The organism is Candidatus Schekmanbacteria bacterium (assembly GCA_016219965.1).
Taxonomy (GTDB): Bacteria; Schekmanbacteria; GWA2-38-11; order GWA2-38-11; family J061; genus JACRJM01.
The window spans coordinates 1-21,944 of the sequence record JACRJM010000007.1 but is presented as its reverse complement, the minus strand read 5'-3'; the positions used below and the strand labels follow the sequence as shown (position 1 = coordinate 21,944).

Genomic DNA, 21,944 nt, shown 5'->3' with positions numbered 1-21,944 from the left:
TGTTCAATTAACTTATTGAAAAATTATGAGAAGGGTTCGCTTAAGTTTGTTGACAATAGTTATAAATAAATTTAAAAATAGCAAATAAAATATATTAATAAGTAATGGCAGGATCTGTAAATGCTTTCTAGAATAACGAGTTGCACGACTGTCGGAATTGATGGTCACATAATCGATGTTGAAGTGCATGTAGCTCGAGGGTTGCCATCATATAATACCGTTGGACTTCCTGACACTGCGGTTCGGGAGAGCAGAGAAAGGGTTAAAGCTGCGATAGTTAATTCAGGTTTTACATTCCCTCCTAGCAGGATTACAGTTAACCTTGCCCCAGCAGACATGAAGAAAGAGGGACCTATTTTTGACCTTCCTATAGCTCTTGGTATCATTTCTGCTATCGGTGCGTGTTCACTTCAAAAATCTAGCGATTACATTACAGTTGGGGAGCTCTCACTCGACGGAACTGTTCGTCCGGTAAGGGGAATTCTACCGATGGTTATTGCTGGTAAAAAAGCTGGGAAGAAGGGATTTATTGTCCCCTTTCAAAACAGTTTAGAAGCCTCGCTAGTTGGTGAAATTGACATAATCCCTGTTTTTAAACTTTCAGATGCTACATCTTTTCTAAGTGGTAATATAACAATAACTCCATATAAAGAAGAAATTGCGACATCTGTAGAAAACAATAAACTACATAGATTGGACTTCTCAGAAGTAAAGGGTCAAGAGCATGCAAAAAGAGCTCTTGAGATAGCAGCTGCCGGCAGGCACAATATACTTATGGTTGGTTCCCCTGGAGCAGGGAAAACAATGCTTGCGAAGAGGCTTCCATCTATTTTACCTGAAATGAGCTTTGATGAAAAAATTGAAACGACACGTATTCATTCGGTAATGGGATTTGTTAATTCCTCAGTTCCTTTTATTTCAGAAAGACCTTTCAGAAATCCACATCATTCCATCTCTGATGCAGGACTAATTGGAGGAGGTACAATTCCCATGCCAGGAGAGGTTAGTCTTGCTCATAACGGAGTTCTATTTTTAGATGAGTTACCAGAATTCAAAAGGAATGTTATAGAAACACTACGCCAACCGATTGAAGATGGGAAAATCATAATATCAAGGGTAACGGGATCAATTGCATTTCCTGCCAGTTTTATGCTTGTTGCAGCCATGAATCCATGTCCATGTGGTTACCGCTTCGACGAAGCAAAACAATGCGTATGTTCATCTTTTCAGGTTCAGCGATATCTATCTCGGTTATCAGGTCCTCTTCTCGACAGGATAGATATTCATATGGAAGTTCCTGCCTTAAACTTTAACACGTTGACTAGTGATACTGAGAATGAGAGTTCTCATACGATAAAAAAAAGAGTAGACAAAGCAAGGCAAGTTCAAAGTGAAAGATTTTCAAGTAGTAACATTTATTTTAATGCAATGATGGGACAATCGGAGATAAAAAAATTTTGCAGGCTTGATGAAGACTCAAAAACTTTGTTAGGTAGTGCAATAAAGAAATTTTCTCTTTCAGCACGTTCATATGATCGAATTCTTAAAATTTCAAGAACAATAGCAGATCTTGAATGTTCACCAAAAATAATGGTAGAGCATGTTTCTGAAGCCATTCAATACAGATATCTTGATAAATAATTTCTAAAAATATTTTTTACAGATAGTTGCTAACTTCTTATTGAGTATTCAGGTAAATCAAATGAAAGGTGCTATATGCAGAATGCGCAAGTGTTATAGACCAGAAAATACCATTTTCTTTATATTTAGAGGAGAGCATTCCTCCAAATGCAACAGATGTTAGAAAAAATAATAATATAGAAACAGCCCAGCTTCCATCAGATTTTACCCCGTAATTAAGTACTCCGAAACGCATTAGGTCTGTTGTAAACCAATAAGAGCAAAATGACCAAAATGCCATCTGGGGGAGTAAGAGGTTTTTTTCTGATATTTTAAAATTGAACTCCTGTTGAGCCCAAAATATTAAAATCAATATAATTGGTATGTAAATATCATCGGATTTTAAAAAAAATGCTCCTCCGAGCGTTCCTAAAGGCCACATTACATCTGTTTGGCTTACAACCTGCATCTTTTCTAAAAGTAGAAAAATTAATACAATTGTTGAATTAGGAATAAAAGAAAGAAAAAGGGAAAGAAACTTTTTATTCCCAGGTTTTTCTATATGTAAAAAAAATATTAATATAAAAGCAAAAAACAAAAGAGATGCGAAAGAAGTTATTCCCCAAGCATGAAAACCTTTAGGATTAGAAACTGTAAACTCAAATAAGGAAGTTAAGAAAAAATATAAAATAAAATAGCTTACGCAGAAAGCCCGTGGCTTGATAGCCTTTAACATCAAATCATAACTTAATAGATTCACTGACTGATTTTTTTGAAGTTTTTATAGTTTTGATATTTTGATTCTATTGATTATTACTATAAAAGTCTATCGGCATTTTTAATACAATGTAAATTCGGGGTGATTAATATGGAAAAAAATGCTAGCAGTGTTTCCTAAAATAAATAGCTGTAATATTTACTTTAAGATCAGTATGTTAATAGGATATGTGTCATATTTTCGACATTAAATATGTCATTTTAATGACTCACCTTATTATTGTAACATATTGAATAATAAGTGTAAAAAATTTATCAAACAAACAATTCTTGTTTTTTTAATAAGTTATAAAGCCAATTTCCTAAATATTGCATTTGTCAACTAATTTTCACTTCTATTATATTAATATAATTCAATATGTTATAGGTTTTGAATAATATGTGTTCTAAGTTGGTACAATTTTTGCGTAATCTTTTTATGTGTATGATTTATTTAGCCTTTTTAAAAAAGGAGGTGCCAATGAGGTGTCCAAAATGTAGTGGAATCATGGTACTCCAACGTTTCTTTGACAGGTATTATAGTTTTGAAGGGTGGAGATGTGTTAACTGCGGGACAATAATTGATGGTATTATTTTAGAAAACAGAAAGAAGGCAAACTCTCAAGCCGCTTAAATGTTATATTTTTTTTATGGTTGATTGTTGCCTCGAACAACGAGAGTTATTTCTCCGCGAAAATTGATAGAATCAGTTGATTTTAATATATCTTCAAGGGAAGAGTGAATGGTTTGTTCGTGAAGTTTAGTCATTTCACGACAAAGAGTAATTTCGCGATTACCAAATAGTGCAAGCAAATCCTGAAGTAATTCTATAATTCTGTGAGGAGATTCAAAAAGAATAAGTGTTTCATCTCGGTCTTTGAAGTTTAATAATATTTTCTTTTTTTTACCTTTTTTCCTGGGTAGAAATCCTATAAAACAAAACTTTGATGTGTCAAATCCGCTGTTTGAAAGTGCTATTATTGCTGCTGAAACACCTCCAATAGGGAATATTTTTATATCGTTACGAATAGCTTCTGCTATTAAAGAGGTTCCCGGATCGGAAATACCTGGAGTTCCTGCTTCAGACACAAGGGCAATATTTTTACCTTCTTTTAATAATTTTATAATTTTTGTGCCCTTGTAACTTTGGTTGCCTGAAAAAAAACTTGTAAGCGGTTTTTTTATCTTAAAATGATTTAAAAGACGTAATGATTTTCGAGTGTCTTCACAGGCAATCATGTCAACTTTTCGAAGAACTTTAAGAGCTCGTATTGTAATGTCCTCAAGATTCCCGATTGGCGTTGATACAATATATAGAATTCCCTCTTGCTGATGGTCTTTGAAATCATGCAAATTCATCAGGAGTTTTAAAATCTGTAATAGTTCTGATCTCTCTGTATCTTTTTCTTATATCTTCATTTTTCAGTTGAGAAGTTTTTCTTATACTGAAATCTTCGACAGCAAATGAAGCCATAACTGTTCCACATATAACTGCCTGTCTTAATATTTCGTCTTCAAGTTTGTTTTTCCATGCTATGCAGCCCATAAATCCTCCTGCAAAGCTGTCTCCCGCTCCAGTGGGATCAATTACTATATCGACTGGGTAAGCAGGTGCCCAGAAACGACTATTTTTTGAAATTAAAACAGCACCATATTCTCCCCTTTTTATTACAACGTATTGCGGCCCCATGGAAAGTATTTCTTTTGCTGCTTCAAGTATGTTGTTTCTTTCTGCGAGGAGCTTTGATTCTTTATCGTTTAATAGAACTATATGTACCTTACGTATTACTTTTTTTAATGCATTGTTTTTACCATTGATCCAGAAATTCATTGTGTCTAGTCCAATTACTGCTGGTGATTTCACTTGTTCAAGGACATGAAGCTGTAAGTCAGGGTCAATATTCCCTAAAAAAAGATTCTTTGCATCATTATATGAAGATGGAATTTTAGGAATGAAATTTTCAAAAACGTTTAGATTTGTTTCTAATGTTAATGCTTCATTAAGATTTTCCCCGTATTTCCCTTTCCATCTAAAAGTTTCTCCTCTGTTGTCTATTTCAAGTCCTTCAATTCCTATCTGCTTGTCTCTTAAAAGATTTATATGTTTGTCTGGAAAATCTTTTCCGGCAACGGCAACCAAGTTGACTTTTGTAAAATAGGATGCCGCTATTGAAAAATATACTGCACTTCCACCTAAAACATCTGTAACTGTCCCTGCCGGAGTTTCTATTGAATCTAGTGCTACTGAGCCTACAGTTAATATATTCACTTTCTCATCCCTTATATAAAAAAATTAAAACCTAATTGTGTAAATATAAAAAATGTGAATAGTATCCCAATGAGAGCGATTAGAAAAAATCCTGCAGCTACTGGTGATATGTACATTAAGAATGCTTTAATCAATGACGTATCATAATATTCCCTCAAAATGTATACTTGTAACGAAACGGTCCATATTGTTATTATCATTTTAACTAAGAAATAAATTTTATTTCCTCCAATTGCAGTTAATATTATTGCTGTTGGAGTTAGGAATACCAATGGTATGGTGCTTAAAATCATTAATTTAATTAGCTTTGTAGCTGTTTTCCTTTTGCCGAATATTTCAGCTGAAAAGTTTATGACTATGGAAGAAAGAATAATGGTAAATAAAGTAAATAATAATAAAAATATTGTTGAGAAAAGTATTTCTCTCAGCCCTGACTGAGCAGAAAAAATTAATGAATTAGAAATCTCCAGACTTAAAATTGAAAATATTAGAAGAAAAATAGAAGTTAAAATATTACCATCTTCTTTTCCCTGGTTAACTGCTCTTTGCGGATGAAAGATAAAATTATAAAACAACTCCATCAGTTTCTCTTTTCCTTAATTCCCAATATTGTTATTAATCAAACTTTCAACAAGTTTTAAACTTCCAGGATAAAGATACTTTAAAGGAGTTTTATCTAAAATATCGACATTCCTAATTTTGTTTCCTGTTTCTGTATTTAACAACTTAAATATTTTCTCAAAAGGTGAGGGGATATCCTTTAAAATTACAGGTTCTCCTTTAATATGTGCTAATCGTGCGGCTAAGTCTTTTGCTTCTTCGAAACCTCCAAGATCATCAATAAGACCTATTTCAAAAGCCTGTTCTCCACTGAAAATTCTTCCGTCAGCAATTTCCTTAATCTTTTCCACCTTAATTTTTCTTCCCTCAGAAACAGCTTTTACAAATTGTTCATAAACATTGTTTATTGTAATTTGAAGAAGTTCTTGTTCTTCTGTTGAAAGGTCCCTCCAAAAAGCTAGTATGTCTTTATGTTTCCCACTTTTAATAACATTGTATTTTATCCCATATTTTTCAAATAGATCTTTTAAATTAGGAGAAGTTATAAGAACACCAATGCTACCCGTAATTGTTCCGCGGTTGGCTACAATTTTATCGCTTGCTGAGGCAACATAATAACCTCCTGATGCTGCAATGTCGCCTAAAGAGGCTACTACTTTTATCCCTTTTTTTCTTGCTCGAATAATTGAGTCGTATATTTCCTGAGTCGCACCGACAGTTCCTCCGGGGCTGTTAATCCTTATAATTATTGCCTTAACTCTGGAGTTTTTCACAAAACGGTTTATTTTTTCAACTATACTGTCTGCTCCCGAACTTGCTCCGAAAGCTAATGAAGAAGGTTGGAAGTCTATCTCCCCATATAGATCGACAACTCCTATTGCATCGCTGGCTTCTGCCATAATTGATGTAACACCCGGCGAATCCCAAGGTTTTGTCAATACCTTCTCTTTTGTAAGAAGAAATATACCAATAATAATAGAGATTATGCATAACAGCACAATTATAATTGCTATAAATTTCTCACGGTTCATTATTATTAGGATTTCCTCTCCAATGTTTTGTAGACATATTCATATGTTTATCACACATTGATGTCAACGGAAAATATGATTACAATCCATCATAGAAAGTAAATACAATCAGTCAGTCAATCCGTAGAGTCCTCTATAGTGATTAGCGAGCAAATATAATAAAATGATAAAAATTATATATTGAAATCCCCCAACTCCTGCCGGAAAGAACTTCAATGTGATTTCTACAAGCTTCATTGGATTGACTTTTAATGTTTTTACGTATAGAGAAAATTGCATTTATTTACCATAAGAATATATGCAGAAAAAGCCTATTAATGAAGATGATATTCATTTCATGAAGAAAGTCCTTTCTATTGCTAAAAAAGGGGCCGGGACAGTAAGTCCTAATCCTATGGTAGGTGCTATTCTGGTTAAAGACAGGAAAATAATATCATCTGGCTATCATAAGATGGCTGGTAGTTACCACGCTGAGATTATTGCGATTAAAAAAGCGGGGGAACGAGCGAAAGGTTCAACTCTTTATGTGAATCTTGAGCCTTGCGTTCATCGTGGACGAACAGGACCATGCTGTGATGTTATTAAAGACGCAGGAATAACTAGAGTTGTTGCAGCTACCAAAGATCCAAATCCTCTTGTACGCGGAAAAGGATTCAAGAAACTGAAAGAATCGGGACTTAAAGTTACTGAAGGCGTTTTAGAAGAAGAAGCACAGGTTTTAAATGAGATTTTTTTTAAATATATCACTACGAGGTTGCCTTTTACCGTATTAAAAACAGCTGCAAGCCTTGATGGCAGGATAGCAACAAACAATGGAGAATCGAAGTGGATTACTTCTGAAAATTCCAGAAAAATAGTCCACAGATTAAGAGCAACTTTTGATGCAGTCCTTGTCGGTTCAAATACTGTTATTAAAGATAATCCGCAACTTACCTGCAGACTTGTTTCAGCTAAACGCGACCCTGCTGTAATAATAGTAGATAACAAACTGTCGGTTCCCACTGAATCTGAAATTTTTAAAACTAAAGGAAAAAGAAAAGTTATAATTGCCACTATTGATAATAGTGATAACAGAAGGAAAGGGATTCTTTTTGAAAACCTTGGTGCTGAATTGCTTTTTTTTAAAGGTGATGACCGCAAACATGTCAGTCTTTTCCAATTGATGCGGGTGTTGGGCAAAAGAGAGATAACATCTGTTCTAATTGAAGGTGGGTCGAGTATAAATGCAGATGCTATAAAAAGTGACATAGTAGATAAGTTTTATTTCTTTTTCGCTCCAATGTTATTTGGTGGAGAAAAGGCAAAGGGGATTATTGGAGGAGAGGGGATCGAAAATATTAAATCAGCTTATCAAATCGAAATTGAAAATGTTAGAAGGGTTAATAGGGATATTCTCTTAATAGGCAGAAAACCCAAAAAGAGAGGAATGTAATGCAGACAGATTTACTTGTTATTGGCAGTGGCATAGCAGGGTTAACTACTGCCATAGTGGCCTCAAAAAAAGGTATAAATGTTACAGTAATTACTAACGGTCAGGAAGTTCGTGAAAGCAATACCTACTATGCGCAGGGAGGAATCATTTATAAAGGGAATGGTGATTCTCCTGAAAAATTAAAAAAAGATCTTTTCAGAGCAGGTGCAGGGCTTTCAAACTTAAAGGCGCTTGATGTTATTTCAAAGCTTGGGCCATGGTGTATTGAGAATATTTTAATGAACGAGCTCCACGTAGAGTTTGATAAGACTGAATCTGGAAAGTACCATATAACTGATGAAGCAGCACATTCTGTAAAAAGAATAATCCATTCAAGAGACCTGACAGGAAGAAGCATAGAGCTTGCACTTCTTGCCAAACTAAAAGATTGCAAGAATATTACAGTTAAAACAGGATGTACTGCTACTGATCTTCTTACTTTTTCGCATCATTCAAAGGATCCGCTCGATATTTACAGATCTCCAGAGTGTTTTGGTGCTTATGCCTTTGACCAGAAACAGCGAAAAGTCATTCCCTTAATAGCAAAGGAAACTGTTATTGCAACAGGTGGTATAGGTGCTTTGTATCTCCATACTACAAATCCGAAGGGAGCCAGGGGAGACGGAATTGCTATGGCGCGCAGGGCTGGAGCCCTAATTTTAAATATGGAGTATGTTCAATTTCATCCCACAGCCCTCTATCATCCTGAAGGGGAGCGTTTTCTGATTTCAGAGTCTCTGCGAGGTGAGGGGGCGGAGCTTATAAACAAGAAAGGTGAACCTTTTATGCATAAGTACCACAAGCTTGGTTCCCTTGCACCACGGGACATTGTGGCACGAGCAATACACGAGCAGATGATTCGTGATGACAGCGAGTGTGTGTATCTTGACATTTCAAATAAAAACCCTGACTGGATTAAAAAAAGGTTTCCCAACATTTATGAAAAATGTGCATCCTTTAATATTGATATAAGCAAACAGCCTATTCCTGTTGTCCCAGCTGCTCATTATTTATGTGGCGGAATAGTTGTGGATGAAAATGCCCAGACATCGATCCGGAGACTCAAGGCAGTGGGAGAAGTTTCATGTACTGGTATTCATGGTGCTAACAGGCTTGCAAGCAGTTCTCTCCTTGAGGGGCTTGTATGGGGCTATTTAGCGGGAAAAGATACATCTACTAAAATTGCTGGCAAAAAAGAAAAATATGATTTCCCGCGAGTGGAGGGATGGAAATATGAAAATGAACAGGTAGATCCTGCTCTTGTCATGCAGGACTGGCTTACTATAAGGCATACAATGTGGAATTATGTTGGCCTTGTAAGGTCAAGTAAACGATTAGCTCGTGCTGAAAAAATTCTTTCTGAACTCAACAACGAAATAGAAGAATTTTACAGATATGCCATACTTTCAGATGAACTTATCGGTCTACGCAATGGGATACAGTCTGCCATGGTTATACTTTCAGCAGCAAGATCTAACCGTAAAAGCAGAGGTTGCCATTATCGGACTGATTGAGATTGCTGCTTTTTTTAAGAGAAACCTCACATCTCATCTTTTGCCTTAGAACCACAATATAAAGTATACGACTGCTTAATTAATATCAATATATAGTTTTCTTTCTTGACACGATCCATTTTACCTGTTTATACTATTGCCATATCTCGTAATTATAATAAGGAGACTAAAATTGAGGATCGAAAGGCTTGAAGCCATAGGCTTTAAATCATTTGCCGAAAGAGCAGAAGTTGTTTTTCAACCCGGTATTACAGCTGTAGTAGGACCAAATGGGTGCGGGAAAAGCAATATTTCTGATGCAATTAGCTGGGTATTGGGTGAACAAAGCTCCAAACATCTGCGCGGCAAGAAAATGGAAGACATGATTTTCAATGGTAGCGATGAGAGGAAGCCATTGGGAATGGCAGAAGTTAATCTCCTTATTTCAAATGACAATGGATCATTGAGTGAACATTATAGAGATGTGAAGCAGCTAATGATAACACGCAGGTTATTCCGTTCAGGTGAGAGTGAATACTTTATAAATAAAGTTCCCTGCAGACTAAAGGATATATACGATCTGTTTTTGGATACAGGCCTGGGGGTGAAAGCATGTTCTATTATTAAACAGGGAGAGGTAAACGAACTGCTGACATCGCAGCCAGAGCAAAGAAGACGGCTTATTGAGGAAGCCGCCGGTATTGAAAAATTCCAGGTACAGAAAAAAGATATAGAAAAAAAATTGGAGAATACTCAACTCAATCTTGAGAGAGTTGAAGATATTATTGGTGAAGTAAGAAAACAGGTAAATTCATTAAAAAGACAAGCTGCCAAAACCAAAGTTTACAATAAACTTAAGCAATTATTTAATGATCTTGAAGGCAAAATTCTTGCTTTAGAAATAAAAAATATAAAGAGTGAAAAAGAACCTCTTCAGGAAGAATTGACTTTAGCAATTGATGAAAAACTTAAAGTGACTGCAGAGCTTGCTACCATAGAAAGCGATCTAGAAAACCTACGGTTTGCGGTGTCAAGTGAAGAAAGTGTGTTAAAAGATGAGAGGAATGAGCTTTACGGTATAGAAAATGACGTAAACAACCTGCATAGCCGTGTTGAATTATTGGAGAATGAAATAAGTCATATTACAGGTTCAAAGGAAAGATCATTTCAGAATCTTACAATCATAGAGGTACAGAAACAGGAGTGTGAAAAAAGATTAAGTGAGGCAATAGCAGAAATCCATAGTTTTGATAATTCCATAGATAATATGCACGTGGAAATGTTGGAGAAAGAAAAAGAAGTTGAACGCCTGAAAGATGAACTTTCCGGAAAGATGTTTCGTATTGATGAACAAAATTCAAAACTTAAATCCTGCCAATCAGAGCTTCTGACTCTTAATAACCTAATACAGGAAGGGAAAATTAGATTAGATTGGATGCAGAAGAAGATTGAAGGGTTAAATGCAGAGAAGGAAGAAGCTTTAAGCAGAAAAGACAATTTGGGAAAGAGAGTAGAAGAGCTTGAATTGTTGCTTTCTGAAATCAGAGAAAAAATAAATGTATTAAGAGGAGAAAGAGGCAGGAAAAATGAAGAGCTCAAAAATCTTGAAAAAGAATTTGAGATAGAAGGTGAAGAGCAAAAAAACCTTAAGGAAAAACTTGCATATGCAAAGTCTGAATTTACCTCTCTTGAGGATTTTTATAAAAATCATGAAGGCCTGACAGATGGTCCGAGAAATATTCTCCGCAGAGGAAGCGAACAGGAAAGCTATACCCCGGCTTTTCTGTCTTTATCAGAAACCCTTGATGCGAGACCGGGTTACGAGACTGCAATAGAGTCTGTTCTGAAAGAAAATATTGATGCTGTTGTGGTTCCTTCTATAGAAGCTACGATTGAAGGTGTTGAATATTTAAAGTTAGAAAATTCAGGTAGATGTGTATTTCTCCCAATTCATATTAAAGAATACAGGGATGAATCAGAAAGTATGGTAGAAAATATCCTGTCAAAAGATGGAGTCCTTGGAAGAGCAGTTGATTTTGTTTCTTTTGACGAGCAGTATAAGGTTCTTTTGTCTTACTTGCTTAAAGATGTAATTCTTGTGGATAATTTTCAACGTGGAATACAGATTCATAGAGAAAATGGTCATAAGTTTACATTGGTGGATCTGGACGGGGATATTATAACACCGGAAGGTATTGTAAGAGGTGGATCTTCCTCTCAATCAGGTAGTGGTCTTCTTCTAAAGAAAACACGTATAAAGGAACTTAAAGAAGAGATTAAGGATATAGAGAATAAGATAGATGCCAAAAAACAGCAGATAGATGATATTTTAAAAAATATTTCTAATAAAAAATCAGACATAGACATTCTTATTGCATCTGAGTCCGAGGCAAAAGAAAGGGAAATCAATCTTGACAAAGAATTTGCCATAAAAGTTGAAGAAATGAAGAGAATGGCAGAGAAAGTTGAAGAAGTTAAGTTTGAAATTGAACAACTTGAATATGAGAGTCAAGAAATAGCCGGGAAGATGGAGCAATATGAGCAAAAGGTTGCAGAAATGAGCAAAATCCAAGCTGAAATAGAACATGCAATACTTTTATATAGAGAAGAAATGGGAGGGCTTGAGGAAATTCTCAATGAGACTCAGGCTGTGTTGACTGAAAGAAAAATAGAATTTGCCAAACGACAGGAGGAGAAAAAACGACTTGAATTTCAGGCCGAAAGTCACCGGGCTACAATAAGTGAACTTCTATCCAGGTTGGATTCAGAAAAAAATATCGTTGCTAAGTCATCAGCCTTGCTTGATGAGAGAAAAAAAGAGATAGAAGAAACTGTTGAAAAAATAAAATCTCTTGATGAAAAGAAAGTTTATCAGCAAGAGCTTGTAGAGAGAAAAAACAAGGAAATCAATGATAAGAATTACATCATAACCGAGTCAGACCATAAGAGAAAAGAAATAAAAGCTGTTTTTGAAAATGTTAGCGAAAAGGTTACACTGCTTGACAGACGTAAGACAGAACTTGATGCCAGATACGAAAATCAGATAACTAATTTCAATAGCAGATGTAATATCCCATTAATGGAACTGCTTGACACGATTGCAGAAGCTGAAGTTGATGATTTGAAAGCAGAACTTGAGAAAACCAGGGTAAAGGTTGAGAAGATTGGCCTTGTTAATCTTGAAGCATTGGATGCTTATCAGAAAGAGAGTGAAAGACTTGAGTTTCTTGAAAAACAGAAGAAGGATATTGTTGATTCAATTGAGTCATTATCCAATAATCTCAAAAAATTAAATAAAGTTTCGAGAGAAAAATTTAAGGAGACCTTTGACAAGGTCAATGAAAAATTCAACGAAGTATTCAACGAGTTCTTTTCCGGTGGTCACGCTGAAATGAGAATGGTTGATGAAACAGAATCTCTTGAAGCTGGGATTGAGATAATTGCGAGACCCCCTGGAAGAAGGCTGCAGAATGTAAATCTGTTGTCTGGCGGAGAAAAGGCTATGACATTTATTTCACTTCTTTTTGCGGTTTTTCTTGTTAAACCCAGCCCGTTCTGCCTTCTTGATGAAGTTGATGCTCCTCTTGATGAAGCAAATGTCATGAGATTAGGGAAATTCCTAAAAAAGATGTCTAACAATACACAATTCTTGGTTATCACTCATGCAACAAGAACTATGGAAGTTGCTGACATTCTTTATGGTGTGACTATGGAAGAGGCTGGTGTATCAAGATTGGTTTCTGTCAAACTGAAAGGAGCAGAAACAAACTTGAATAAAATAGAAGAAGATATTGATACAACTATGGATATGAACTACGGGACAACAGAAGGGGCATTAGCTTGATTTGGGTTTAAAAAGAAAGGTACAGCTGTTCCTGTTCTCTAACCATAGCATCGATGCAAAACTTATGTACCATGTTTCTACCTGCATTGCCAAGTTCATGAAGCAGTTCAGGATGATTAATTAGTTCAACAATTTTTTCTGCCATTATTATTTTTTCTTCTGGTAAGAAAAGATATCCGTTTTTCCCATTTTCTATAGCTTCTTCAGCGCCGTCAACTCTGGTTGCTATTATAGGCACACCGCTCGCCATAGCTTCAGGGAAAACCCTAGGTAGTCCTTCCCATAAAGAAGTATGCACAAGCATATCTATTGCGCGCATTATCATTGGAATATCCTTTCTCCACCCAAGAAGAAGAAATGAATTTTCGAGTCCAAGTTTTTTTATTTCATATTCAATTTGTCCACGTTGTTCTCCATCACCGACAAGAACAAATTTAGTGTCCGGGAGTTTTTTATTAACTTCTTTTGCTATTTGAATGAAGCTTATAAGGTTCTTTTGAGGTTTGAAGCATGAAATACATCCAATCAATGGTGATTCATCAGTCACATTAATACTTTTTCTGGCTTCTTGCTTGCTCACTTTAGCTTCTGAAAAATCTATAATTTTTATCCCGCTCCTTATTAGAGTATATTGATTTTCCATTCCTATCCTAAGCTTTAGAGCTTTAATCATATTTGCTTTGCTTACTACAATAAGTTTGTCTGAAATTTTAGCAGAAATTCTTTCGAGATATATGAATAATTTTCTTTTACAATAATTTTGGTAATCATTGAAGCCAAAGCCGTGAAAAGTATGAATAATAATTGTTGCTGCGGAAAAACAAGCAGCCCATCTTCCTATAATACCGGCTTTTGAACTGTGTGTATGGACAATGACTTTCTTTCCATCAGATGTTTTTACAATATTTCTTAATATCTTCATTATACTAATGAAGGCCTTGAAATCTTTAACAGGCTTTAATTCCCTGACAAGATCATCAATAATGTGAATATTAAGTGCATTAATGTTAAAAGCTTCGGGCAGGAGCTTCCCTTCAGCTCCTGTTATCAGTATAGGTTCGAACAATCCCCTATCTAAATGCTGAAGTGTATATATGGTATTTAATTGAGCACCGCCTAATTCGAGTTTGGTTATTATATGAATTATCTTTATTCTCTGGTCAATTTTCGACATCTATTTTTTTTAACCAGTAAGTTATTAGGATAAATGCAAGCAAAATAACTGAAACTATGGACAGTGATGTCATGTTGTCAGTGTATGTAATCAAAATCCCAATGATCCCAAGGATTACGGCTACGCCATAGCTCAGTAGGACCGTAGATTTAACTGATAATGCCCAGTGTCTTAGCCTTATAGCAAAATGGTCTCTGCTCCCTATAAAAATAGATCTTCTCCTGAGTGCTCTGATATAGCTGACTAAGAAGGTGTCGAAAATTGGAACTCCCAGTGCAATTAGAGGAGCAAGAAATCCCACTTGATTGTGAGTGCTGTATTTTCCTGTCATTGCCAGAGTTCCTAAAGTTAATCCTATAAACATACTTCCCGTGTCTCCGAGATAAATTCTTGCGGGTTCAAAGTTGAAATAAAGAAATCCAAGAAGGCTTCCGGCAAGCGCTGCACTGATGGTTGCAGTCGAAAGATTGTTATTGATGATTGAGATTATGAAAAAAAAGATCGATGCGAAGAATGCTGTTCCTGCTGATAAACCATCCATAATATCAATTAAATTAAATCCATTTGTTATCCCTACTATCCATAGGATTGTAAACAAAACACAAAGCCAATAAGGAAGAATAACAACGGATATCATGACTCCTGATTTAATTAACACAAAGATTGCTATGAGCTGGCCAATGAATTTTACTCCGGGACTTAGAGCGCCTAAGTCGTCGATCAATCCCAGCAGCAGAACTATCGTCCCTGAAAGAACCATCCCAAGCACCTCTCGTGAAAATCCAAGTGTCATTCCAATGGAAAGGAGAAAAGAAAGGTAAACGGATAACCCTCCCAAATATGGCACTGGTTTGCCCTGGGTTTTTAGCTTCCCATCAGGTTTGTCTATAATCCCAAATTTTGTGGCAGCCTTCATTGCTACCGGGGTGCCATAAATGGAAAGTAGAAACGAGAGAACGAAGGTAAGTAAGAAATAAAGAACCATTTTTCTTTTTTATTTGATTTGCCTATGCGTGTCAATACAATGCATATTGCTCTTAAAAAGATTAAAATGTTTGAAGATTTTAAAGTGATTAAATTTCTGTCAAACAGCAGTTCCTAAAATATTTTTTAAGTTGTTCAAAAAGTAATCTATATCTATTCCATAATCATTCGGGTTTAACACTTCTGAGATTTCCCAGTTATCAGGTTGATCATTTGCCTGTTCTTCTCTATTGATAATTTTTTTATTAGAAAGAAACCTGTTGTTGTTATCAGAAACTAAAAGTATTTCAGGCTGCAAAAGAGGTGTCTTTTTGTTAGAAATTACTATCCCCATATATCTGTTATTCAGCTTAACAAGACTTCCTATAGGATATATTCCTAGAGCTTTGATGAAATGTTCAACCAATGATGGGTTAAAATGATCATCTTTCCATTCATACAATTTTTTTAATGCTTCAAATGGCAAAATGGATTTTTTATATGGCTTATCGCTTGTTAGTGCGTCGTAGACGTCGGCAATAGCGACCATCATGCCAAATATACTTATTCTGTCCCCGCTGTTGCCGGTAGGATATCCACCACCAGAATATTTTTCATGGTGTTGAAGTGCTACTAAAACAGACCTTCTATCAAAAAGACCGGTTGATTCAAGAAAGTCGGCCCCAAAATCAGGGTGTTTCTTTATTTCTAGGAATTCATCAGGGCTGAGCAATCCCGGTTTATTCAATATTTCCTGAGGAATTTTCATTTTCCCGCAGTCATGAAGAAGTCCGCCAATCCCAATTATTTCGAGATCTTTTTTTGAAAAATTCAGGTGGGTACCAAAAAGAATTGATAGAACTGCAACATTTATTGAATGCTTGAAAGTGTATTCATCATTTGTTTGTAAATTCGTCATGATAAGCATTGGCTCAGGATTTTGTGTTATTGAATCAACGATCAATGTAATTGATTGCTCAATATGCTCTGGAGTTACTAATTTCTCTAATCTTATTTTTTGTAATTCATCTGTTATTGTTTTTTTTGTTTTTTCATAAGTTTCTTTTGCAAATTCCAATTCATCATTATTGGGATGTGCTTTTTCTTTTGTTATGGCTTTTTCTATTGTTGCAGGTTTTTCTGATAGCGCAGAAAAAGTAAGTTTTATTTTAGTCTCTATAGTTTTGTTTGCTTTTTCTATTGGAACAGTTTGCTTACTATCCTTTCCTAAATCAGTATCAATATAAACTTCATTGATTTGATATTTTTTTAATTTGTCTATTTCCTTTGTGCCCTTGACCCTTATTTTGTTTGTAAAAAAAGGATGATAGCACCATGGGGCGTTTATATCTACTATGAACATCCCTGTTTCAAGTTCTTCAACTCTTACTTTTTTTATCATTTCTCTCAAAGATTGTTTAGAAAAGTGCTATTAAAGTTCATTTAATCAAATATGTGCATTATGTTATTCGTTATAAGTGCAAAATCATTTAGAAGGATTTTTGACGCTACATGTTTAGATCGGGAAAAATAAAAAATTAGTTTGATAATGATGATGTAGATTTGACTTTCATAAAGCAATTGAACAGGATTATCCCTGTTGCGACTGATACGTTAAGTGAGTCTATTATGTCTGTAGTCGGAATTTTAATTAAGACATCGCAGTTTTCTCTTAAGAGCCTACTTATTCCCTTCCCCTCGCTTCCCATAACTATGACTGCTTTTTCCGAAAAATCGATATTGCTAAAACTATCTGAGGCTGTTGACTCTGCCCCATAAATCCAAAATCCATCCTCCTTTAATTTCTTAACTGTATTTACCAGATTTACAGTTCTAACTATATCTGTATGCTCTACTGCACCAGCCGAAGCCCGGCATACAACAGCAGAAACAGGACAGCTATGTTTTTCCTGAACTATTATTCCATCAACACCAAAAAGAAGAGAGCTTCTGATTATAGATCCAAAATTCATTGGGTCCGTAATTTCATCAAGCATAAGAAGTATAGAGTTTTTTTTATGCTTGCAATTAGATATGAGTGAATCGATATGGAAAAATGTATAAGGTGCGACTACTGCTGCTATCCCCTGGTGTAAAGATGTTGAACAGACCCTGTCAAGCGTTGCCCTGTCAGCATGTATTATCTTTACTCTGAAATTGCTGGAAAGATTTTGGATTTCTTTTATTAGATCGCGTCTGTTTTCAAGTAAATAGATACATTTAATCTCACGCCGCCCTGCCTTTAGAATCTCTTTTACAGGGTTTGTGCCATAAATGACCTCTGCATCCCTTATAGATGCTTTAAGCCCTTTTCCACGTTGTTCCTTGCGGTCCATCTTGTAGTATTATTCCTTTTTCTTTAAGTTCATCTCTTATCTTGTCTGAAGCTGCCCAGTCTTTTAATGAACGAGCTTTGTTTCTTTCTGATATTAGTTGTTCAACTTCATCTTCGGATATAGAGCTATCAGATGTTGCTATGCGTTTGTGTTTAAACCATTCGAAAGGGTCATTGCAACAGATACCGAATATGCTGCTAACGAACAGTATTTCCTTAAACGCATCTTCAAGGAAATATTTTCCCCTGGTATCAAAATTTGTCGCTACTTTATTAACTTCTTTAATAAACTCAAAAAATCGTCCTGATGCCATAGCTGTGTTGAAATCATCATCCATGGCTTCATCAAATTCTTTCCTAAATTCCTGTATGGCAGGATGTTTACTCCTGTCAGGCTGACTTTCACTATTTATTCCAATCTCTTTAAGAAGTTTGAGCGTATTATAAATCCTGTCCAAGCTTATGGAGGCATTTATTATGTTTTCTTCTGAAAAACTTATGGGACTCCTGTAATGTGTTGTAAGCAGAAAAAGTCTTACTGCTTCAGGATGATATTTGGCAAGTATTTCTCTGATGGTAAAAAAATTTCCGAGAGATTTTGACATCTTCTCATCATTTATATTTACGAATCCATTGTGCATCCAATAATGCACAAATGGCTTTCCGCTGAAAGTTTCAGACTGTGCTATTTCATTTTCGTGATGCGGGAATACTAAATCTTTCCCCCCTCCATGTATGTCTATGGATTCTCCTAAAAGATCCATAGCCATTACAGAACATTCTATATGCCAGCCAGGCCTTCCTTTTCCCCATGGGGATTCCCATCCAGGTTCATCATCTCCAGATTTCTTCCAGAGGGCAAAATCAAGAGGATCTTTTTTCATTTCATTAATGTCAACTCTTGCACCAGCTTTTAAATCAGCTATCTGCTTACCTGAAAGCTTCCCGTAACCTTCGCATTTGGAAACTTCGAAGTAGACACTGCCATCCAGTTCATAAGCGGCACCCTTATTTATGAGCCCCGCTACCATTTGGATCATACCTGCGATGTATTTCGTCGCCCTTGGTTCTACTGTGGCATCTCTTACTCCCAATGCTCTCATGTCTTTATAATATTCTTCAATGTAATACTCAGATATCTCTCTGTAATCTTTGCCTTCAGTTTTTGCTTTATTTATTATTTTGTCATCTATATCAGTAAAATTTTTTACAAAGGTCACTTCATATCCCTTGTATTCCATGTATCTTCTTATAATATCGAATGCTACAGCGCTTCTTGCATGCCCTATGTGGCAAAGATCATAAACAGTGACTCCGCACACATACATCCCTACCTTTTTCTCACTTAAAGGGACAAAAAGCTCTTTGTCTCCAGCAAATGTATTGTAAATCGTTATGGACATTAAAAACTCCTCCAAAGAAAACAGGGAATCAGTAAGTTAAAAGCCATCAAATGTCAAGATTCCAGTCCTTAAGCTACTTGATATAAATATTAAATAAAATAATTTATAGGTAGACTTATTTGGAGGGGAAAAAATGAAAAGTTTAATTATTGTATCAATGTTTATGCTGCTTTTATTTGCAGTTCCCATGGGTTGTAAGGCGGATGAAGCAGTTATTTTGAAGGAGGGCGATAAGGCTCCTGAATTCAGTGCGGTTAGTGACACGGGAGAAATAATATCGCTTAAAGATTTTATCGGCAAAAAGGTTGTGCTCTATTTTTACCCAAAAGATGATACTCCGGGTTGCACTAAGGAAGCATGCAGCTTTAGGGATGGATTTAGTGAAATTGAAAAAGCTGGAGCAACTATTCTCGGAGTAAGTCTGGATAACAAGGAATCTCATCAAAAATTCAAGGAAAAGTACAATCTGCCATTTACTTTGCTGGTGGATAACAATGGAGAAATTTCAAAAAAATACGGAGTTTATAAAGAGTATGTTCCGGGGATACTCAAATTAGCAGATAGAGTAACATTCCTTATAGATGAAAAAGGTATCATTAGGAAGATATTCAATAAAGTAGATGTTTCAAAACATGCGGATGAAATTAAGACTGAATTGAAGGCGTTAGAAAAAGAAGGAGTCAAATGATAAATGGATGATAATAATATAGGTAATAGATTCCAGGAGATTACAAAAAGATGAAGTATAAGCCGTCAGATGAACTATTTAGTCCCTTTTATGCTTTCCACTTTGTAATACCTGTCAGCTTCGAGCGCTTGCATTATCTTAGCGCCAAGGCATGGCTTGACAAGTTTCTCCCTGAATTCTGCCCCGATGATATTGAAAAGTTCCACACAACATGTGCCTGTGCGGTTTGTTTCAGCTATAGTGTAAGGTATAGTTTTACCTTCATCAGTTAAAGCTATTTTCCCTTCCATAAAATTAGCATGAATTGCATCCCATGACTCAAATATCTCTTCAATCGTGTCAGGAATTCCCACGTTGTTTTTAAAAGCCTGCGCAAGACGTTCTTTTGTTTCGACAGGGAATCCAAGCCAACCGTGTGGTTCGCAGCTCTTGAATTTTGCTGATAATGCAAGTTTTTTTATTTCATTTTTTCCAGGGTAGTTCTGAGGCTGGAAGTCAGAAGAGCTTATTGTCGTCTCAAGGTATTTCTCAAAATTTTCTGACAGAGCAGAATTTGAAACAATTAAGAATTTTCCATTGAATTCGGAAGAATTATACCATGGAGCCGCGTCATATTGGCAATTTCTTCCCCAGACTTCCGGGGCAACTATGCCAATGTCAACTTTCAAAGCTTCACAGGGAAGTTTTTCTGCTATTAATGGATTTATTCCTTTAGCAGAAAGACTTTTTTTCAAAGTTTCGACAGCCTCAGGATCCATCCAATAACAGAATTTCTTGAAATGAGAATTTCCCTTTTCCATTACGAGCCCCTCCTTTATTTCAGATTTAATATACTAGATAGTGAATTAAGTAGCTGGAAATTATCAACTTGACAACATCTTTTTTTGAATATAAATATGTCGCCTGTTTTTCAATCCCCGGTAGCTCAGTGGTAGAGCAGGTGGCTGTTAACCACCCCGTCGCTGGTTCAAGTCCGGCCCGGGGAGCTTTTATTGTTGAAGCTCTCTAAGTAGTAACTGAGAAATTCTCAATATGTAATGTTTTTATTGTTGTATTATGTGCTCTAGCTGACACCATAGACGACTATTGGATTTCACTCGCTGATATTACTCATAACATTTCTTTTATTCCAAAAGTTTTCTGGCAGAGACAGACAGGAAACTCATTAATTTTTAAGTATAATTAATATTTGTGAAAAAAAATCAGTTGTTGGTTTTTTTTTCTTGACAATTACATCCAATACTTCTATATAGCTCCCCACAGTAAATCTGTCTGTTCTTGGACTCTTGAAAATCAAGAATGATTATCTAAATTTATATATACGAACTGTTCTTTGATAATCTAGTTGTAAGATCTTTTAGCCTGCGAGAGAACTCAAAGCGTTAAAAAGTAGTTACCTGCTTATGCAGGTTAAGTTTTTCAAGTGGAGAGTTTGATCCTGGCTCAGAACGAACGCTGGCGGCGTGCCTAACACATGCAAGTCGAACGAGAAACCCGGAGCAATCTGGGGAGTAAAGTGGCGGACGGGTGAGTAACACGTGAGTAATCTACCTACGAGAGAGGGATAACTTTGCGAAAGCGAAGCTAATACCTCATAAGACCACAGTACAAAAGTACAGAGGTTAAAGATGGCATAGGCTTGCAAGCTATCACTTGTAGATGAGCTCGCGCACCATTAGCTTGTTGGTGGGGTAATGGCCTACCAAGGCAACGATGGTTAGCCGACCTGAGAGGGTGATCGGCCACATTGGGACTGAGATACGGCCCAAACTCCTACGGGAGGCAGCAGTGGGGAATTTTGCGCAATGGGGGAAACCCTGACGCAGCGACGCCGCGTGGAGGATGAAGGCCTTCGGGTTGTAAACTCCTTTTAGGTGAGACGAATCACTATCTAGAAAATATTTAGATGGTTTGACGGTACCGCCAGAAAAAGCCCCGGCTAACTCCGTGCCAGCAGCCGCGGTAATACGGAGGGGGCAAGCGTTGTTCGGAATTATTGGGCGTAAAGCGCGCGTAGGCGGTTGAATAAGTCAGGCGTGAAATCCCACGGCTTAACCGTGGAATGGCGCATGAAACTGTTTAGCTAGAGTTCAGGAGAGGAGAGTGGAATTCCCAGTGTAGCGGTGAAATGCGTAGATATTGGGAGGAACACCGGTGGCGAAGGCGACTCTCTGGACTGATACTGACGCTGAGGCGCGAAAGCGTGGGGAGCAAACGGGATTAGATACCCCGGTAGTCCACGCTGTAAACGATGGGTACTAGGTGTAGGAAGCTTCAACCCTTTCTGTCGCGAAGCTAACGCGTCAAGTTGACCGCCTGGGAAGTACGGCCGCAAG

The 21,944-nt window shown here is 36.4% G+C and carries 17 protein-coding genes, 1 tRNA gene and 1 rRNA gene; 8 read left to right on the top strand and 11 right to left on the bottom strand.

The features are described 5' to 3' along the window. The first annotated feature begins 120 nt into the window (after positions 1-120). Positions 121-1,641: a YifB family Mg chelatase-like AAA ATPase gene (locus HZA77_08620; protein MBI5375484.1), complete on the top strand. Its 1,521-nt coding sequence runs from the start codon at positions 121-123 to the stop codon at positions 1,639-1,641. 37 nt (positions 1,642-1,678) lie between these two features. Here the strand turns inward: HZA77_08620 and HZA77_08615 are convergent, their stop codons facing one another. Beyond that, positions 1,679-2,356 carry a hypothetical protein gene (locus HZA77_08615; GenBank protein MBI5375483.1) on the bottom strand — a complete coding sequence of 226 codons (678 nt, stop codon included), beginning with the start codon at positions 2,354-2,356 and terminating at the stop codon, positions 1,679-1,681. A gap of 501 nt (positions 2,357-2,857) precedes the next feature. On the opposite strand from HZA77_08615, the gene HZA77_08610 reads away from it, so the two are divergent. Then, positions 2,858-3,010 (top strand): hypothetical protein, encoded by a 153-nt coding sequence (locus HZA77_08610; protein ID MBI5375482.1) that lies wholly within the window; start codon positions 2,858-2,860, stop codon positions 3,008-3,010. A gap of 14 nt (positions 3,011-3,024) precedes the next feature. Here HZA77_08610 and rsmI read toward each other — a convergent pair whose 3' ends face one another. The 4 genes from rsmI to sppA are packed head-to-tail and all read right to left on the bottom strand — an operon-like array spanning position 3,025 to position 6,237. Then, positions 3,025-3,735 (bottom strand): 16S rRNA (cytidine(1402)-2'-O)-methyltransferase, encoded by a 711-nt coding sequence (gene rsmI / locus HZA77_08605; GenBank protein ID MBI5375481.1) that lies wholly within the window; start codon positions 3,733-3,735, stop codon positions 3,025-3,027. Beyond that, a complete protein-coding gene (locus HZA77_08600; protein MBI5375480.1) occupies positions 3,722-4,645 on the bottom strand; it encodes a sugar kinase in 924 nt (307 codons plus the stop codon). Before HZA77_08600 ends, rsmI begins: the two co-directional genes overlap by 14 nt. A gap of 11 nt (positions 4,646-4,656) precedes the next feature. Next, positions 4,657-5,226, bottom strand: a complete 570-nt coding sequence (locus tag HZA77_08595; GenBank protein MBI5375479.1) for a YIP1 family protein — start codon at positions 5,224-5,226, stop codon at positions 4,657-4,659. Positions 5,227-5,241: 15 nt separating this feature from the next. After that, a complete protein-coding gene (sppA, locus tag HZA77_08590) occupies positions 5,242-6,237 on the bottom strand; it encodes a signal peptide peptidase SppA (GenBank protein ID MBI5375478.1) in 996 nt (331 codons plus the stop codon). Between the two features lie 298 nt (positions 6,238-6,535). On the opposite strand from sppA, the gene ribD reads away from it, so the two are divergent. The 3 genes from ribD (at position 6,536) to smc (ending at position 13,045) form a co-directional block, all read left to right on the top strand. Beyond that, positions 6,536-7,669, top strand: coding sequence for a bifunctional diaminohydroxyphosphoribosylaminopyrimidine deaminase/5-amino-6-(5-phosphoribosylamino)uracil reductase RibD (ribD, locus tag HZA77_08585; GenBank protein ID MBI5375477.1), 1,134 nt, complete (start codon positions 6,536-6,538; stop codon positions 7,667-7,669). Beyond that, positions 7,669-9,222 carry an L-aspartate oxidase gene (nadB, locus tag HZA77_08580; GenBank protein MBI5375476.1) on the top strand — a complete coding sequence of 518 codons (1,554 nt, stop codon included), beginning with the start codon at positions 7,669-7,671 and terminating at the stop codon, positions 9,220-9,222. Before ribD ends, nadB begins: the two co-directional genes overlap by 1 nt. Positions 9,223-9,394: 172 nt before the next feature. Then, on the top strand, positions 9,395-13,045 hold the full coding sequence (gene smc / locus HZA77_08575; protein MBI5375475.1) for a chromosome segregation protein SMC: 3,651 nt from the start codon (positions 9,395-9,397) through the stop codon (positions 13,043-13,045). 7 nt (positions 13,046-13,052) lie between these two features. Here smc and HZA77_08570 read toward each other — a convergent pair whose 3' ends face one another. From HZA77_08570 to HZA77_08550, 5 genes are all read right to left on the bottom strand, one after another. Further along, complete coding sequence (locus HZA77_08570; GenBank protein ID MBI5375474.1) at positions 13,053-14,219, bottom strand: glycosyltransferase family 4 protein; 1,167 nt, start codon at positions 14,217-14,219, stop codon at positions 13,053-13,055. Next, positions 14,206-15,204, bottom strand: coding sequence for an undecaprenyl/decaprenyl-phosphate alpha-N-acetylglucosaminyl 1-phosphate transferase (locus HZA77_08565; protein ID MBI5375473.1), 999 nt, complete (start codon positions 15,202-15,204; stop codon positions 14,206-14,208). Before HZA77_08565 ends, HZA77_08570 begins: the two co-directional genes overlap by 14 nt. Before the next feature lie 99 nt (positions 15,205-15,303). Next, positions 15,304-16,584, bottom strand: coding sequence for an HD-GYP domain-containing protein (locus HZA77_08560; GenBank protein ID MBI5375472.1), 1,281 nt, complete (start codon positions 16,582-16,584; stop codon positions 15,304-15,306). A gap of 136 nt (positions 16,585-16,720) precedes the next feature. Further along, positions 16,721-17,518: a 23S rRNA (guanosine(2251)-2'-O)-methyltransferase RlmB gene (rlmB, locus tag HZA77_08555; protein MBI5375471.1), complete on the bottom strand. Its 798-nt coding sequence runs from the start codon at positions 17,516-17,518 to the stop codon at positions 16,721-16,723. After that, positions 17,484-18,920, bottom strand: a complete 1,437-nt coding sequence (locus HZA77_08550; GenBank protein ID MBI5375470.1) for a cysteine--tRNA ligase — start codon at positions 18,918-18,920, stop codon at positions 17,484-17,486. The genes rlmB and HZA77_08550 overlap by 35 nt, the downstream gene beginning before the upstream one ends. 214 nt (positions 18,921-19,134) lie before the next feature. On the opposite strand from HZA77_08550, the gene HZA77_08545 reads away from it, so the two are divergent. Further along, a complete protein-coding gene (locus HZA77_08545; GenBank protein MBI5375469.1) occupies positions 19,135-19,608 on the top strand; it encodes a peroxiredoxin in 474 nt (157 codons plus the stop codon). 74 nt (positions 19,609-19,682) lie between these two features. On the opposite strand, the gene HZA77_08540 is transcribed toward HZA77_08545, so the two are convergent. Then, positions 19,683-20,408 (bottom strand): hypothetical protein, encoded by a 726-nt coding sequence (locus HZA77_08540; GenBank protein ID MBI5375468.1) that lies wholly within the window; start codon positions 20,406-20,408, stop codon positions 19,683-19,685. 114 nt (positions 20,409-20,522) lie between these two features. Here HZA77_08540 and HZA77_08535 point away from each other — a divergent pair. After that, a tRNA-Asn gene (locus HZA77_08535) sits at positions 20,523-20,594 on the top strand. Between the two features lie 435 nt (positions 20,595-21,029). Next, positions 21,030-21,944: ribosomal RNA gene (locus HZA77_08530) — 16S ribosomal RNA — on the top strand; the annotation flags it as partial.